The following is a 16,144-nucleotide window of genomic DNA, read 5'->3' on the forward strand; positions in this document are numbered from 1 at the left end:
CGCACCGCGGCGGCAGCAACTCGCGTTAGGATGCGCGCGGCGCGGACGGCGAGTCGCGCAGGCGCTCGTCTACCAGCCGGTGAATCCAGCGCGCAAGTCACTCACCATGTGGTGCCGCAGAGCGGGAACCGCAGCGTAGGCGACGACCAGAACGGTCACCGACGCGAACGCCAGCGAACGCCCCCACGCTTTGCGGCGATTGGCGAAGCCGACAACAGGCACCGCGAAGGCCAGCACTTCCAGAATCGCGAAGAACATGTCGTGGTACCCTTGCAAAGAGAAAAGATGACTGGCGACAACCTAACGAATTGGGTTCAGCTGCGAGGAGACGCGGGCGCACACATTGATGCTACTTCTCCAAACTCGACGGCGCACCCCTACAATCGGTGTCCGAACCTCGTCGGCTGCAACCCGTGTTAGCCTGCACGGTCATGGATGCTTCGGTGCTGGCAGGAAGACCACGCTGATCCGCTGCACTTGGCGCACCCAACGCGCGGGCCGCTTCTCGTCGGGGACGATCAATTGAAACGGCCCATCCTTCGCGGCGAGTGCCGCACCGTCTTTACGATCAACCAGCAGAATGCGTCGATCGGTGAATCCCGCGTTGAATTCCGCGAGCGTGAACGTGACTCGGTATCCATCGGCGGCCTCGACCAATACGTAGGATGCGAGCGCGGGTCCGCGCAGTGAGTCGCCGACCGGCGCGCCGATGAGTGGCAAGACGTCGGCAAGTGAGACACCCGAAAACGTGCCACTGACTGCATGTGCTGCGGCCTTGACCTCGTGGCGAGTCATTTTAGCAACGTCAGCTGTTGAGAGCGTGCGCCGCTGACCAGAGGGACCGACAAGGTCGATGGTGGCTGGGGCCTGCGCCGCAGCACGCGCAGAGACGAGAACGGCGGCAATCGCAACGAATCGAGAAAAGTGCACGGCGTACCGATCAGATGGTTTAGTGTCAGGCTAACGACGGGCGTTGTGCCGCGGCGGCTCATCAAAGGAGGCGGCCAGCGAGCGTAGCGAGCAAGTGGCCGCAGGCCTTTGAGCCGCCGTCGGTACCAACGCGAGGTTAGGTCGCGTGCATTCACATACGAAGTACCACACGGCGTAGACATGGGACGGCGTCGTAGCGTACGCGAGGCGTCAGATCGGCGCCTCGCTGCGGTTGCGCCGAAGCGGAGTCCACGCGCTGCCTCAATCAGCCGTTCGGGACGGCGACGCGCAATTCGGTCGGCCACCCCGCGCCACCCCGCGCCACCCCGCGCTGCGCTGCGCGATGGCGCGCGATGTTACATCCCTGACCGCCGATTCGCGGTGAAGAACGCCCAGATGCGCTCCGACCCCCATTCGCGAGAAACCGGACCGATCGCCCCGACCGTCTGGTACTGGAAGCCGTTCGGCCAGGTGTGGCCCGCCCCTTCGACGCGGAGCGTGACCAGCGCGGCCCGACAGTCGCGCCAGGTCGTGCTGACGGTCTGCAATCCATCGGCGTTGCGATCGGGCTCACGGACGACCGCGGGCGTCGCTGAGCATCCCAGCCTGGCCGCCCACGCCGCTGCGCTCGCGTCCACGCCGACCTTGAGACCCGAGCCAACGCCCACGCAGACGCGATCGCTCTCTTCATAGGTCCAGCATGGATCCGCCGTCCCGTGGATCTGGAGCACCGCGACGGGGCGCTCGGGTTGGCATGGTGCGGTGGCCGCAAACTGATTCACACCGCCCACTGAGGCGATCGCGACGATGCGGCTCGACAGTGTGCACGCGAGACGGTGCGCGAGCGCGGCGCCGTTCGACAGACCCGTGGCGAACGTGGCCCGCGTGTCCACGTTGATCCACCCGTTCAGCTGGTCGAGCACCGCTCGCACGTAGCCCTCGTCGTTGACGCCCGTCGCACAGGCGAGTCCGCTGACGCATTGCCAGGGGCCCTGCCCACCGCCCGCGTTGAAGGTGCGGAACTCCGGATCGCTCGGTGTGCCAGAGCCGTTCGGGACGACCAGCACGAACCCCTCACGCTCGGCGAGCTGCTGCAGGCAGTCAGGGGATGTCAGGTCGGGCTGATTGGCCGCATTCGGCGGGCACGTGATCGACAGCGTCCCCGTGGCGTTGCCGCCGCCGCCATGGAACATCAGCACGACCGGTTGCGGCGAGGCCACGACCGTACGAGTCGGGACAAACACCCGATACGGGCGTCCGGCCCATCCCGGCACGTCGCACGAGCCGATCGTGCCCGGGGCGACGCAGGCCGTCGACGTTGCCCGCCACGCGGGCTCACTCGGCGTGGCGGGCGGGCTGGTTGCGCTGCCCCCACACCCAGCAAGGGCTGCACAGATGAGTGCCGCCGCGCGGCGCGCGCCTGGGGCGCAGCGTCTGATCATGTCATCGCACTCCGGCGCCGGCTGCGCATTTGCCGCGCGCCAGATGAGGTTCACAATCATGCCATTGTATAGACGACACGAACCCTCGCGTGTTAACGACACCGTTCAAAATGCCAAAGGGAGTTCGGAACTCGATCTCACGGGACCGCGAACGCTCGTCGCGTCGACCTAACGACGAGAGTTCTGCTGCGCGGCCAGAGAGCCGCTCACATTGATGCTACGTCGTCGAGACGTCGCGCGCGAGCCACTACAACGAGTGCCCGCACCGCGGCGGCAGCAACTCGTGGTTATGCACCAACGCGCTGCAGGACGCCCGGCTTGGCTAGTGCGATCGCCGCGAGCAGCGCTGCCACGTGTCCGCGCAAATCCGCAAGACGATTTGAGTGCGCAACCACGAGAATCACGCCAAACGGCAACCCCGCGATGTGCTGCTGATGCGGAATATTCCGATCCATAGTGACGAATGCGTCGCAGACCGTTGCCGCGCGGCGCATCAACTCCCCGTTCTGCGTGCCTGCCCAGCCGAGACCGCGAACGGTGACCACTTCATAGCCGACCACCAGCGCCGCGAAGTCCAGCGGGAGGTTCTCGTCAAGCAGTACGCGCACCGGCCACCAGAGTGTCTCGGGCCGCGTCCAAGGCGGCGATCGCGCGTGCGCGCGTCACCGACGGAAATTGATGCAAGAACTCGTCGATCGTATCGCCGCCTTCGAGATAGTCGAAGAGAGTTTGGACCGGAACGCGCGTGTCGACGAACACGGGGGTTCCACCCAGCGTCAGGGGATCACTATGTACGGCGTCGCGGAGGTCCATGGGTCAGTCTCGCTGAGGGGCTACCTGATAATACACCAATCTTGCTTTGCGTGCATAACGAAGATTAGACTGCATTCTATATCGTGTGTGGCCGACAACTCCTGCGAACGCCTGTCAGCCTATCACTACGTTGCAGACGATCCATTAGCGCCGCAAGTCTCTGCGCCACTTGGCGTTGAGGTGGCGCCCGTCCACCGCCTAACGTGAGTGGGATCTGCAGCCTGCGCCGCTGGCACTCCCTTTTCCGCGTCTTCTGAGCCGAGCGCATCGAGTGGGCTGCGCACGCCGCGGCCGCCGCGGTTGAGGACGTGCGTGTAGATCATTGTCGTGGCTACGTTGGAATGGCCGAGGAGTTCCTGCACCGTGCGGATGTCGTAGCCGGCTTCAAGTAGGTGCGTTGCGAACGAGTGGCGGAACGTGTGGCAGGTCACGCGCTTCAGCAGGCCGCACGAGCGCACGGCGTCGGACACCGCACGCTGCACCACACTTTCGTGAAGGTGATGCCGCACCCAGTTGCCGGTTGCAGGGTCGCGATAGTGCCGAGTCGCAGGAAAGAGCCATTGCCAACGCAGGTCCCATGGCGCGCTCAGTGATTTTGCTGCGAAGGCGTTTGGAAGTGCCACCGCGCCACGGCCGGCCGCGAGGTCGCGACGGTGCAGCGCGCGCACGCGCACGATCTGCGCCTCGAGCAGCGGCACGAGCGTGTCCGGCAACATCGTCAGTCGGTCTTTGCCGCCCTTGCCGTGGCGCACGATCAATTCGCGGCGCGTCACATCCACATCCTTCAGTCTGAGCGAACAGGCCTCTAGCAACCGAAGCCCAGACCCGTACAGCACCTGTACAATGAGTTTCGATGTTCCTCGCGTGCCCTCAATCACTCGCCGCGCCTCGTCACGGCTCATGACCACTGGTTGCCGCTGCGGTCGCTTGGCGCGCACCACATCGTTCAGCCAACCGACGGGAGTCTCAAGGACCTCACCGTACAAAAAGAGCAGGGCGGCAAGCGCCTGATTCTGCGTCGAGGCCGCCACACGCCGCTCCACCGCTAGATACGTCAAAAATCCCGATAGCTCGCGTTCGCCCAGTTCACGGGGGTGACGACCCGGAAAATGGCGCACGTATCGCCGCACCCAACCGAGGTATGCCTCGACCGTGCGCGGACTGGCATGCCGAAGCGCCAACTGCTCGCGCATGACCCCAAACAGGGTCCTCCTAGGCTCGCTCATAACAGCCATTCTCGCAGGCAAGAGGCCGCAACGCGCCATCATATAGTTGCAAACGGCGTCACGAGGCCGCCGCCCCACCGTTTGCCCCACTCCGCCACACCTGCGATGTTTCCCCAATGCCCGAACGCCGCTACGACGAAAAAGAAGTCGCCGAGATCTTCAAACGCGCCACCGAAGCGCAACTCGAGGTTGCGCGCCAGCTCCCGCCAAGCGAAGGGCTCACCCTGGCGGAAGTCCTCGAGATCGGCCGGCAAGCGGGCATCACCGCCGAGTCAGCCGCTGACGCGGCGCGCTCGCTCGACCGACACGAGCCACGTTTCCGCCGCACCCTACTCGGTGCGACCGTCGGCGTCGGACGCACCGTTGCACTGGAGCGCCGAGTGACGACCGAAGAATGGGAACGACTCGTCGTGGTGCTACGCGACACCTTCGACGCGCGCGGCGTGGTCAAATCCGACGGCGGACTCCGCCAATGGACCAATGGCAACCTGCAAATCCTCATTGAACCCACCGAACACGGCGACCGACTCCGCATGCGCACCGTCCACGTCGCCGCGCGAAATATCGTCACGGCCGGTGTTGTCGTGCTCGGCGCGATCGGCGCAGTCACCGCCGTGAGCGTCGCAACAGGAGTGCCTGGCGCCGCATTGCAGGAACTCGTCCCACTCGCCACCATGGGCGCCACCCTGCTCGGCGTGGGCGCGCTCCGATTGCGCGGCTGGGCTGCCACGCGCATTCAGCAGATGGACGACATAGCAGCGCGCTTTCGTTAACTCGTATTCGTTATCCTCCAACCGCACCAGCAATCATCATGCGCTTGCTCAAACTCATCGCCGCCGTTGCCATCGCCACAGCTGCCGCGCCCGCCGCACTCGCCGCACAACGCGCCGCACCGTTCAATGTGCAAGAAACAACTATCGCCCAAGTCCACGCGGCCTTCCGCGCAAAATCGCTCACCTGCCACCAGCTCGTGCAGCGCTATCTCGACCGCATTAGCGCCGTCGACAAATCAGGGCCGGCCATCAACGCCATCATTACCCTGAACGAGAACTCGCTCGCCGTGGCAGATTCGCTCGATAAACGATTTGCCAAAGAAGGACTCGTCGGCGCGCTCCACTGCATTCCGATGGTGGTCAAAGACAACTTCGAAACACGCGACCTCCAAACCACCGCGGGCTCGCTCGCCCTCAAGGGGTGGATTCCCAATCAAGACGCCACCATGGTCGCGCGCGTCCGCGCGGCGGGTGCCATTGTGCTCGCCAAAACGAATCTCGCCGAGTGGGCTTTTACGCCGTACGAAACGGTGAGCTCGATTCTCCCCGGCTACACCAAGAATCCCTACGCCCTCGATCGCGTCACCGCCGGCTCTAGCGGCGGCACTGCGGCCGCGGTCGCCGCCAACGAAGCGGAAGTCGGACTCGGCTCTGATACCGGGAACTCCATTCGCGGCCCCAGCTCGCACAACTCGCTCGTAGGCATCCGCTCCACCATGGGGCTCACCTCGCGCGCGGGCGTAGTGCCACTCGCCAACGGTTCTGACATCGCCGGCCCGATGGCCCGCACCGTCGCCGACGCAGTCGCTGTGTTTCAAGTGGTCGCGGGCGAAGATCCCGAAGACGCGGTCACCGCACCGGCACGCGAACACCGCGAAAAAGATTACAACAGCTTCGTCAAAGCGGGCGGACTCAAAGGCGCACGTATCGGCATCCTCCGCCAAGCATACGAACGGTCCACGACCGACACCGAAATCGTCAGCGTGTTCATGCGCGCGGTCGACGCTATGAAAGCCCAAGGCGCGGTCATTGTAGACCCCGCAGGGATCGACTCGCTCAACGCCATCACCCGCGCAGGCGGCGGTGGATGCAGCACCTTCAAGTTTGACCTCGAACGCTACCTCGCCAAACGCGCGCCCAACGCGCCAGTACACACGATCAAAGAAGTGCTGCGCAGCGGCAACTATCACCCCACCGTGCAGCTACGGCTGCAGGTGAACGACTCCGTGACCGTCGCGCCGGAAGACAGCCCGGGGTGCAAAGCGCGCGAAGTGATGCGCGACCGGTTCCGCGCCGCCGTGCTCAAAATGATGGACTCGCTCAAACTCGACGCCCTCGTGTATCCCACCTGGAGCAACCCGCCACGCCTCATTGGTGATCTCAACACACCGGCGGGCGACAACAGCCAACTGTTCTCCCCCACCACGGGCTTTCCCGCCATCACCGTGCCCATGGGCTACACGCGCGGCAACACTCTCCCCGTGGGGATGACTTTCTTTGGCCGGCCGTGGAGCGAAGGAAAACTGATCACACTGTCGTATGGTTTTGAACAAGCCACCCACCACCGACGCGCCCCCAAGCTTGCCGCGGCGGGCGCTCGCTAACCCCCCCCAGCACTATGGCCACCGACGCGAGTTATGCCGCCTACGTGTGCGATCAACTGCACGACGCCGGCGGGATCACCATCACCAAGATGTTCGGGGAGTACGGGCTGTACCGTCACGGAAAAATCGTCGCACTCATTGCCGACAATCAGTTCTTCGTAAAACCGACGCCGCAGGGTGAAGCGGTGGTCGGTAACGTCACATGGGGGCCGCCCTACCCGGGCGCAAAACCATTTATCAACGCGAGCGATCTGCTCGACGACCCGTCGATACTCGTCCAACTGATTCTCGCCACGGACGCGGCGCTGCCAGCGCCAAAACCGAAAAAGCCAAAATCTCCAGCCAAAAAGAAGTGACCGACATCTACGCCTTTCTCGACACCCACGGTATCAGCTACGAACGGTGCGACCACGCACCGGCCTTCACCGTTGAAGACGTCGAACGCCTCGTCCCACTCGGCGGCGCCCGCACCAAAAACCTTTTCTTGCGCGACAAAAAGGGCACGCGCCAAGCGCTCGTCTCCGTGCGCGCCGACAAAACCGTCGACCTCGGCAAACTCTCCGCGAGCATCGCCTTTGAACGGCCAAGCTTTGGATCGCCCGACCGACTCAAAAAACGACTCGGCATTGAACCGGGCGCGGTGTCGCTGCTCGCGCTGATCAACGACCCCACGCACGATGTGGAATTATTTGTGGATCGCGATTTGTGGTCCGCCGATTCGGTGCAATGTCATCCGTTGGTGAATACGGCGACGCTACGGATTTCGGCCGAAGGCATCAAACAATTCCTGCAGGCCACCGGACACACGCCGCAGTTGATTGATCTGCCGGCGGCGGAGTAGGGGTGGCACCAGCGGTCACACCGAGAGTTGATGCGATGGCGACACCAACGGAATACTTTCGCTACGTCGCCATTGGCGACAGCTCCACCGAAGGGCTCGAAGATCCGCTGCCAAATGGCGAGTACCGCGGCTGGGCCAATCGATTCGCCGAGCATGTGGCGGCGGCTCAGAGCACGCCGCTGCTCTACGCCAACCTCGCCGTCCGCGGCCGCAAGACGCACGAAGTGCGCAACGAACAGCTCGCGCCGGCGCTCGCGATGCAACCGGACATCGCCACAGTCTTTGCAGGCGTCAACGACGTCGCGCGATTCACGTGCGACGTCCACGGCGTTGCCGCCGACCTCGAACACATGCTCGGCGCGCTCCGCTCCACCGGCGCGACGGTGCTCACCATCACTATGCCGGACCTCTCGGCGAACGTTCCGCTCGCGCGACTCATGCGCGACCGGCTGCTCGCGCTCAACCAGCTCGTGCGCGACGCGGCCAATCGCACCGGCGCGCTCTGCGTCGATCTCGCGAGCTACGACATCACCACCGATCTCCGGCTCTGGCACCCGGACCGGCTCCACGCCAACAGCGAAGGACATCGGCGGATCGCCGGCGCGCTGGCCTCGGCCGTGAGCATCGACGCCGAGGAAGGGCACTGGGCCGACCCGCTGCCGGCCAAGCCCGCCCCAGGGCCAATAGACCGACTAAATGCCGAAGTCGCCTGGGCGCGCGATTTCTTCCTCCCCTGGGCTTGGCGACACGCCCGGGGGATCTCGTCAGGGGACAAACGCGCTGCCAAACGGCCGAACCTGACCCCGGTTTCCCCTCTGAAACCGACCCCCTGAAATAGCCTTCGGCTTCTGGCCGAACTACTGTCCGCACGGTAGGTTAGGGCGACATTCATTTAATAGCCGCAGCCCCACCCTTCGGCCTGAAAGTCGCGCCCCTACGTGACGCACAAAGACCTCACCCCGCGATTGAACGCGGCGCTCGCTGGCCGCTATCGCGTTGACCGGGAAATCGGTCGCGGGGGAATGGCCACGGTCTATCTGGCCGAAGACATCAAACATCAGCGCAACGTCGCGCTCAAAGTGCTGCATCCGGAACTCGGCGTCGTGCTCGGCGCCGAACGGTTCCTCGCCGAAATCCGCACCACGGCCAACCTGCAGCATCCCAACATCCTGCCGCTCTACGATTCCGGCGCCGCCGACGGACTCGTGTTCTACGTGATGCCGTACATCGAGGGGGAGTCGCTGCGCGACCGGATGACGCGCGAAGGACAGCTCCCCATCGGCGACGCCATCCGGCTCATCCAAGGCGCCGCGTCCGCGCTCGACTACGCGCATCGCCACGGCGTGATCCACCGCGACATCAAGCCCGAAAACATTCTGCTGCAGGACGGCCAGGCGCTCGTCGCCGACTTCGGCGTGGCGCTCGCCGTGACCAACGCCGCGGGGATGCGCATCACGCAGACGGGGATGAGCGTCGGCACGCCGGCGTACATGAGTCCGGAGCAGGCCGCCGCCGAACGCACCGTGGACGGACGCAGCGACGTCTATTCGCTCGCAGCCGTGATGTACGAGATGCTCTGCGGCGAGGCGCCGTTCACCGGGCCGAGTGCAGCGGCGATCATGTCGCGCATGATGACCGAAGTGCCGCGCGCGGTGGACGCGCGCCGGCCGTCGGTTCCGGTGTACGTGAGCGACGCGGTGCATCGTTCGCTCGAGAAGATTCCGGGCGATCGCTTTGCGTCGGCCGCCGACTTCAGTCATGCGCTCGACAAACCGGGCACCGGCACGTATCGCGCGGCGATTCGCTCGGCGCGGTCGCGGCGGCGCGAAGTGGTGTATGCGGTGGCGGCGGTGGTGCTTGCGACGGGCGCGTGGTACGCGGGGCGCGGCGGTGCGCGCGGAACTGAGAACGAACAGCCGCCGTCACGCCTGCTGATGCCCGCCGTGGACCCAGCGTTTGCGAGCACTGACCGCGAGATCGACATTTCGCCGAACGGTGACGAGTTGCTGTTCAAGTACAAGCGACCCGACGGCCGCATCACGCTCGCACGTCAGGCGCTCGATGCCACGGATCCCATCCCGTTCCTGAATCTGCCGGCGGATATCGGCAATCCCGTATTTGGGCCCGACGGCAAGTGGTTCGTGGCCTCGGTGGCCGGCGATCGACACCTGTATCGCCAGTCCATCACGAGCGGTACGGCGGAGTCGCTCCCGATTCGCGCCGTGGGATTCACCGTCGACGGCCGCGGCAGAATCTGGTATCAGAACGATGCGCAGGAACTCGCGTATCTCGACGCCAACAACAAGTCGATCGCGGTGAAGGGGCTCAAGCCCAATCTCCTGCTGATGCAGATTCTCCCAAGTGAGCGGTATGCGCTCATGGAGCGACGGCCGGCGCAGGGGGCGGCATCGGGCCCGATCATCGCGGTGGATCTGACGACGGGCGCTGAGACGACGGTCATCGGCAGCGAGACGGTCGAGGCGTACTACACCTCGGGGCTGCTGGTGTACATCAAGCTCGACGGCACCATCAATGCGGCGCCGTTCGACCTGTCCACGCGCACGATCACGGGGTCGTCGGTGACCGTTGCCAGTGGCGTCGCGTCGTTCGCGGTGGCACAGTTCGCGGTTTCGCGCAACGGCACGCTCGCGTACCGGCCGCAGGGTCCGCGCAACATCGTGCTGTTGAACCGCACGGGTCAGACGCTCACGACCGTGCCGGGCGCCGACTTCAGCCACAGTCCCAAGTTCTCCCCCGACGGTCGTCGCATCGCGTTCGACGTCACCGACGCGGACGGTCGTGACGTGTGGCTCTACGACGTCGGCAGCCGAGCGCTCACACGAACCACCTTCGCGGGCAATGGGCACGATGTGGCCTGGTCGCCCGACGGGCACTCCATCGCGTTCCTTTCCGCCCGGGCCGGCACGCTGGGGATCTTCAGCAAGCGCGCCGACGGGTCCACGCAGAGTGATTCGCTCCTTACGTCGTCGCAAATCGGATACTCGGGCACGTGGCTCAAGGACGGCAAGTCGCTCCTCACGGTCGTGCTCAACCTGAAGGCGAAGAGCGGCAGCGACATCGCCCTCGTGCGGAATGGCGGGCACGGACCGATCGAACCGGTGCTCGCTACGGAGTACGAAGAGCTGTATCCCATGCTCTCCCCGGACGAACGCTGGCTCGCGTACTCCTCCGATCAGTCGGGCCGGCAGGAGGTATACGTGCGTCCGTTTGGTCGTGAGGGCGATCAGGCGCAGGTCTCGCTCGCCGGCGGAACCGAGCCGGTGTGGTCGAAAGACGGGAAGGAGCTGTTTTTCCGCACGTTCGACAAAGGCACGCCGGTGCTCGCGGTTGCCGCCATTCAGACCGTGCCGGCGCTCGCCGTCGCGTCGCGCACCAACCTGTTCCCGGTAGGCGACATCGAATCGTCGACGCCACACCCGGACTACGACGTATCGCCCGACGGCAAGTCGTTCGCGATGTCACGCCGCACGGGCGGATCGCCGAACATCGTCATCATCCAAAACCTCCCCGCACTCGTGAAGAAACTCCAGGGCGCCACGGCGGCACCGAAATGAGCGACACCACCGCCGCGCCGACCGACGAAGCATCATCGGCCAAGAAGCAGAGCGAAAAACGCTACGACCGCTCCATCGTCGAAGGACCGCTCAGCGCCGCGGTCTGGAAACTCGCGTGGCCCACCATCCTCGCCAACATCATTGGCGGATTGCAGGGCGTCATCGACCACGCCATGGTCGGCAACTACGTGGGCTTCACCGGCAACGCCGCCGTTGGCGTGAGCTGGCAGATCTTTCTCGTGGTCATCGTCTTCATCTCGTCGCTCTTCACCGGGATGAGCGTGCTCGTCGCCCGCTTTGCCGGCGCGGGCGATCACGAAAAAGTCGATCGCACCGTCTACCAAGCCTTCATTGCCGCCATCGTCATCGCACTCGGCGTGCTCGCGCCCGTGGGCTACTGGCTCGCACCACATCTGCTCGGCATGGTGAATGCCTCGGCGGCCGTGCAAGCCGAAGCGCTGCCGTTTCTGCGCACGATGTTCGTGTTCAGTCTTGGCATGATGATCTTCTTCATGCTCGCCGGCGCACTGCGCTCCGCCGGAGACGCGCGCACCCCCATGGCACTCGGCATCGCCACGACGGTGCTCAACGTCACCTTCAATGTGATTCTCATTCGCGGACTCGGGCCGATTCCGGCGTACGGCACCAAGGGTGCCGCCATGGGAACCTCGTTGGCGTTTGGTATTGTTGGCATCTACTCGCTCTGGAAACTGATGATGGGCGGCTGGGTGATTCGCTTTCCACGCCACGAGGGCTATGCCCCTGATTGGGCGATTATCAAATCGCTCTTCCGTTTTGGTCTTCCCACCGGCATTCAGGGCATTGCGATGAACGTGGGCGGCGTGCTGCTGCTCGGGTTCATTGGGAGCGTCAAGCACGGCGCCGAAGCACAGGCTACGTACGCGGTGAGTTACAGCGAACTGTTTTCGTTTGTCACCTGGACGTCCACAGCACTGCTCGGTGCCGCAGCAACAGTGGCCGGTCAGAACCTCGGCGCAGGGAATCCCCATCGCGCCGTGCAGGGCGTGCACACCGCGGCGCGCATCGGGCTCGTGGGCGCTGCGATTATCGGCGCGCTCTTTCTGCTGATTCCGGCGCAACTGCTGGCCATCTTCGGCATGCACGACGCCATTGTGGTGGAAATCGGCACGCAATTACTGCGCGTGCTCGCACTCTCCGGCTTGTTCATTACCGTGGCGCTCACCTACACCGGCGGGCTACAGGGCACCGGCGACACCAAGGGGCCGCTGTATATCTCGATTGTGTCGCAGCTGATGCTGCCGCTCGCGATCTGCTTTGTGATGCAGCGTCTTGGAGAATTGCAGCCGATTCACATTTGGCTGGCTATTCTCGCTGGGCACTCCACACGATGCGTGCTGAGCGTGATTCGGTTCAACCAGGGGAAGTGGCGGAACATCAAAGTGGATTTGAGCGCGCACGGCTGAGCGCACGGCGGAGCGCACGGCGGAGCGCGCGCGAGCGCATGCGAAGCGGCTCGTGCGTTAGGCGCCGAATCCCAGCAGTGCGGCCACGTCCCGCTGACGTTCGTCGAGCGTCATAAAACTCAGCTCACTCGGCTCGGGCGCGAGATAGAGCGCGGTGGCGAGATGCCAGCAGTCGGCGCCGCGCACATATCCGGCCTCGAGCACCGCTGCAATCTCAGCGCTCAACGGTCGGTCGGGCAGCAGCCAGGTGATGCTGCTCAACACCCGACTCGCGCCTTCCACGCCCTCGCGTCGGAGCGCGGCGCGTAACTCCGCCTCGAGCAGGTTGGACGACACGAGTCGATCGAACCGCGCCAGCCGGCGCTCAACTGCGGCCGCGCCGCGCTCGCCGAGTGCGACGGCCACGAGGCATGACGTGTCGACGTACGCGACCTTCATTCGCTGCGGTCGTCGAGAAAGCGCTTGAGCGCGCCCGGACGTTTTGCCAACTGCGGAATGCGATGTGTTCGCTTGGCGGGCGGGACGAGAATGCCACGCTCTTCTAGGGACGTCAGGCGAGCCGCGAGTGTATGGCCCTGCGGTTCAACCGCGCGGATCTCGACGGCAGGCTCGCCGTGCACCGTCACAATCACGGCGTGTCCCTCACGAACGCGACGAACAATGGCGGAGAGGTGCGCCTTGGCTTCGTAGAGCGAGTAGGTGTCCTTCATTCGTAAAAGGTATCTAGTCTGACCAGACTAGTCAAATTAGAGATCTCTCGCCGTGCGCTCCAGAGGATCGGATAAATGGCCGCCCCGATACACTTTGACCCCGTCATTCACCCCATGCACCAGCAGCAGGGCGTCCTTCCGTCCGTACTTGGCCATGAGATCGTGCATCATCGGCTCCTCTCCACCCCAGGGATAGCCGAAGACCACATCAAAGTCTTCCAGCGCTTGCCCAAGTTGTAGATAGCCGGACTCTCCAGTGCCGATCGTCCCCGTGCGCTCGTCGCCATCCGCCGTCTTCCAGTGGTAGCCGGTGGGCAGAAAGCTGGCGGCCGCAAAACGCGCCTTGGAATCGAACCGCTCAGCCAACGCACGCGCGGTCTTTACGAGCGATGCATCGAGCTCAATGCCGCAGGCATCGTAGCCGAGCAGGTCGGCCATGATGGTGATCACACCCGTGGCCGAGCCCCATTCGAGAAAGCGGCGCTTTGGCGCACGATGCTCGAGAAGCGACGTGAGCACCACCTCATATTCGGCGGGCACGAACGGATGAAAGTCGTGATCGCGCACGTCGGAGTCGAACTTCTCGAAAATAGCCCACCCTTCTTCGCACAGCGCGGCCAGCCGAGTGCGCAGGGCCTCGTCCAGCTCAGGGCGCAAGACAGGTGGTCGAATCGGTCGTTGTTCGTGCACGGGACTCCTAGAAGTGGCTCGGAAACCGCCGCTCACCGCGGCGCGCCCCCACGCGCAATCTAACCCGCGATTCCGCCCGCGAGCGTCTCCCACTCTGCGTCGGTGAACAGGCGCGACCGCGTAAGAAAGCGAAGCCCCTCGGGCCCTTCGAGCGAAAACATGCCGCCGCGCCCGGGCACCACGTCAATAATGAGCTGCGTGTGCTGCCAGTACTCAAACTGCGCACGACTCATATAGAAGGCGCAACCGCCAATCTCTCCGAGCTGCACATCGGAGTCGCCGGTGAGGAATTCGTCGCGCGGGTAGCACATGGGCGCACTGCCGTCGCAGCAGCCGCCCGACTGATGGAACATCAGCGGGCCGTGTTTGACTTTGAGAGTCTCTATCAACTCGAGCGTGGCTGGCGTTGCAAGCACACGTTCAACCATAAAATGCTCCTCCGTTGAAAATGCGGGCGGCGCTCTCGCTGCGCCGCCCGCATCTCAACAATAACAGCTTTGGCCTAGGGCTAGAAGAAGCCGAGCTTGTTCGGGCTGTAGCTGACCAGCAGGTTCTTGGTCTGCTGATAGTGGTCGAGCATCATCTTGTGCGTTTCGCGGCCAATGCCGGACTGCTTGTAGCCACCGAACGCGGCGTGCGCCGGATAGGCGTGATAGCAGTTCGTCCAGACGCGACCGGCCTTGATGGCGCGGCCCATGCGATACGCGCGGTTGCCGTCGCGGCTCCAAACGCCAGCGCCGAGTCCGTAGAGCGTGTCATTGGCAAGCGCGAGCGCTTCGGCTTCGTCCTTGAACGTCGTCACCGAGACGACCGGGCCAAAGATTTCTTCCTGGAAGATGCGCATCTTGTTGTGGCCACTGAACACGGTCGGCTCCACATAGTAGCCGCCGGCCAGATCGCCGGTGAGCTTTGCGCGTGCGCCGCCGGTGAGGCACTTGGCGCCTTCTTGCTTGCCAATGTCGAAGTACGAGAGAATCTTTTCGATCTGCTCCTGCGACGCCTGTGCGCCGAGCATCGTGTCGGTATCGAGCGGGTTCCCCTGCTTGATGGCCTTCACGCGCGCGATGCAGCGCTCCATGAACTTGTCGTAAATCGACTCCTGGATGAGCGCGCGGCTCGGGCAGGTGCAGACTTCGCCCTGATTGAAGGCAAAGAGCACGAAGCCTTCAATGGCCTTATCAAAGAACGCATCGTCAGCGGCGGCGATGTCTTCAAAGAAGATGTTCGGCGACTTGCCGCCGAGTTCGAGCGTCACCGGAATGATGTTCTGGCTCGCGTACTGCATGATGAGGCGGCCGGTCGTCGTTTCGCCCGTAAAAGCAATCTTGGCGATACGCTTGTTCGACGCGAGCGGCTTGCCGGCTTCGAGGCCGAACCCGTTGACGATGTTCAACACGCCAGCCGGCAGCAGATCGGCAATCAACTCCATCAGCACCAGAATGCTCGTCGGCGTCTGCTCGGCGGGCTTGAGCACCACGCAGTTACCCGCGGCAAGTGCCGGCGCCACTTTCCAGGTGGCCATCAGGATGGGGAAGTTCCACGGAATGATCTGCCCCACCACGCCGAGCGGCTCGTGGTAGTGATAGGCGACGGTGTTCTCGTCGATTTCGCTGAGCGATCCTTCTTGCGCGCGAATGCAGCCCGCGAAGTAGCGGAAGTGATCGGACGCGAGCGGAATGTCGGCGTTGAGCGTCTCGCGGATCGGCTTGCCGTTGTCCACCGTTTCGGCGTAGGCGAGGATCTCGAGGTTCGCGTCAATGCGGTCGGCGATCTTGTTCAGGATGTTCGCACGCTCGGTGACCGAGGTGCGACCCCACGCATCAGCCGCGGCGTGCGCGGCGTCGAGCGCGAGTTCAATGTCTTCGGCCGAAGAGCGCGCCACTTTGCAATACGGCTTGCCCGTGATGGGCGTGATGTTGTCGAAGTACTCACCCTTGACCGGCGCCGTCCACTTGCCGCCGATAAAGTTGTCGTACTTCGCCTTGAACGTGAGTTTAGCGCCAGCGGCGCCAGGTGCTGCGTAGATCATTGCGGACTCCTGAAGGTGGATGCTTGCTGCAGAAACCGACCCCTCGTATCAATCACGTTCAAAGCC

Annotated in this window: 17 protein-coding genes and 1 pseudogene; 7 read left to right on the forward strand and 11 right to left on the reverse strand. The window is 64.0% G+C overall.

Annotated features, from left to right (window positions below):
* Nucleotides 1–69 precede the first annotated feature (69 nt).
* From NTZ43_09590 to NTZ43_09615, 6 genes and pseudogenes are all read right to left on the reverse strand, one after another.
* Entirely contained in the window at nucleotides 70–258 is a 189-nt protein-coding gene (locus NTZ43_09590) for a hypothetical protein (protein ID MCX5767459.1), read from the reverse strand.
* Nucleotides 259–429: 171 nt separating this feature from the next.
* Nucleotides 430–930, reverse strand: coding sequence for a molybdopterin-dependent oxidoreductase (locus NTZ43_09595; protein MCX5767460.1), 501 nt, complete (start codon nucleotides 928–930; stop codon nucleotides 430–432).
* Between the two features lie 356 nt (nucleotides 931–1,286).
* Nucleotides 1,287–2,372: a hypothetical protein gene (locus tag NTZ43_09600; GenBank protein MCX5767461.1), complete on the reverse strand. Its 1,086-nt coding sequence runs from the start codon at nucleotides 2,370–2,372 to the stop codon at nucleotides 1,287–1,289.
* A gap of 287 nt (nucleotides 2,373–2,659) precedes the next feature.
* The gene (locus tag NTZ43_09605; protein MCX5767462.1) at nucleotides 2,660–2,980 is read right to left on the reverse strand and encodes a DUF5615 family PIN-like protein; all 321 of its coding nucleotides are present in this window, start codon (nucleotides 2,978–2,980) and stop codon (nucleotides 2,660–2,662) included.
* A complete protein-coding gene (locus tag NTZ43_09610) occupies nucleotides 2,964–3,185 on the reverse strand; it encodes a DUF433 domain-containing protein (protein MCX5767463.1) in 222 nt (73 codons plus the stop codon). Before NTZ43_09610 ends, NTZ43_09605 begins: the two co-directional genes overlap by 17 nt.
* Nucleotides 3,186–3,451: 266 nt before the next feature.
* A pseudogene (locus tag NTZ43_09615) lies at nucleotides 3,452–4,411 on the reverse strand (integron integrase).
* Nucleotides 4,412–4,527: 116 nt separating this feature from the next.
* On the opposite strand from NTZ43_09615, the gene NTZ43_09620 reads away from it, so the two are divergent.
* The 7 genes from NTZ43_09620 to NTZ43_09650 all read left to right on the forward strand — a co-directional run bounded on the left by NTZ43_09620 (nucleotide 4,528) and on the right by NTZ43_09650 (nucleotide 12,649).
* Nucleotides 4,528–5,184 (forward strand): hypothetical protein, encoded by a 657-nt coding sequence (locus tag NTZ43_09620; protein MCX5767464.1) that lies wholly within the window; start codon nucleotides 4,528–4,530, stop codon nucleotides 5,182–5,184.
* 38 nt (nucleotides 5,185–5,222) lie between these two features.
* Nucleotides 5,223–6,788 carry an amidase family protein gene (locus tag NTZ43_09625; GenBank protein ID MCX5767465.1) on the forward strand — a complete coding sequence of 522 codons (1,566 nt, stop codon included), beginning with the start codon at nucleotides 5,223–5,225 and terminating at the stop codon, nucleotides 6,786–6,788.
* A gap of 14 nt (nucleotides 6,789–6,802) precedes the next feature.
* Complete coding sequence (locus NTZ43_09630; protein MCX5767466.1) at nucleotides 6,803–7,144, forward strand: TfoX/Sxy family protein; 342 nt, start codon at nucleotides 6,803–6,805, stop codon at nucleotides 7,142–7,144.
* Nucleotides 7,141–7,629, forward strand: coding sequence for a prolyl-tRNA synthetase associated domain-containing protein (locus NTZ43_09635; protein ID MCX5767467.1), 489 nt, complete (start codon nucleotides 7,141–7,143; stop codon nucleotides 7,627–7,629). Before NTZ43_09630 ends, NTZ43_09635 begins: the two co-directional genes overlap by 4 nt.
* A 35-nt stretch (nucleotides 7,630–7,664) precedes the next feature.
* Nucleotides 7,665–8,462 (forward strand): SGNH/GDSL hydrolase family protein, encoded by a 798-nt coding sequence (locus NTZ43_09640; protein ID MCX5767468.1) that lies wholly within the window; start codon nucleotides 7,665–7,667, stop codon nucleotides 8,460–8,462.
* A gap of 105 nt (nucleotides 8,463–8,567) precedes the next feature.
* Entirely contained in the window at nucleotides 8,568–11,204 is a 2,637-nt protein-coding gene (locus tag NTZ43_09645) for a protein kinase (GenBank protein MCX5767469.1), read from the forward strand.
* Nucleotides 11,201–12,649 carry an MATE family efflux transporter gene (locus tag NTZ43_09650; protein ID MCX5767470.1) on the forward strand — a complete coding sequence of 483 codons (1,449 nt, stop codon included), beginning with the start codon at nucleotides 11,201–11,203 and terminating at the stop codon, nucleotides 12,647–12,649. Before NTZ43_09645 ends, NTZ43_09650 begins: the two co-directional genes overlap by 4 nt.
* Before the next feature lie 57 nt (nucleotides 12,650–12,706).
* Here NTZ43_09650 and NTZ43_09655 read toward each other — a convergent pair whose 3' ends face one another.
* The 5 genes from NTZ43_09655 to NTZ43_09675 all read right to left on the reverse strand — a co-directional run bounded on the left by NTZ43_09655 (nucleotide 12,707) and on the right by NTZ43_09675 (nucleotide 16,078).
* Nucleotides 12,707–13,087: a PIN domain-containing protein gene (locus NTZ43_09655; GenBank protein MCX5767471.1), complete on the reverse strand. Its 381-nt coding sequence runs from the start codon at nucleotides 13,085–13,087 to the stop codon at nucleotides 12,707–12,709.
* Nucleotides 13,084–13,359: a type II toxin-antitoxin system prevent-host-death family antitoxin gene (locus tag NTZ43_09660; GenBank protein MCX5767472.1), complete on the reverse strand. Its 276-nt coding sequence runs from the start codon at nucleotides 13,357–13,359 to the stop codon at nucleotides 13,084–13,086. Before NTZ43_09660 ends, NTZ43_09655 begins: the two co-directional genes overlap by 4 nt.
* 36 nt (nucleotides 13,360–13,395) lie before the next feature.
* Nucleotides 13,396–14,016, reverse strand: a complete 621-nt coding sequence (locus NTZ43_09665) for a hypothetical protein (protein MCX5767473.1) — start codon at nucleotides 14,014–14,016, stop codon at nucleotides 13,396–13,398.
* A 92-nt stretch (nucleotides 14,017–14,108) separates the two neighbouring features.
* On the reverse strand, nucleotides 14,109–14,477 hold the full coding sequence (locus tag NTZ43_09670) for a DUF779 domain-containing protein (GenBank protein MCX5767474.1): 369 nt from the start codon (nucleotides 14,475–14,477) through the stop codon (nucleotides 14,109–14,111).
* A gap of 80 nt (nucleotides 14,478–14,557) precedes the next feature.
* A complete protein-coding gene (locus NTZ43_09675; GenBank protein ID MCX5767475.1) occupies nucleotides 14,558–16,078 on the reverse strand; it encodes an aldehyde dehydrogenase family protein in 1,521 nt (506 codons plus the stop codon).
* Between the last annotated feature and the right edge of the window lie 66 nt (nucleotides 16,079–16,144).

Source organism: Gemmatimonadota bacterium (genome assembly GCA_026387915.1).
Classification (GTDB): Bacteria; Gemmatimonadota; Gemmatimonadetes; order Gemmatimonadales; family Gemmatimonadaceae; genus Fen-1231.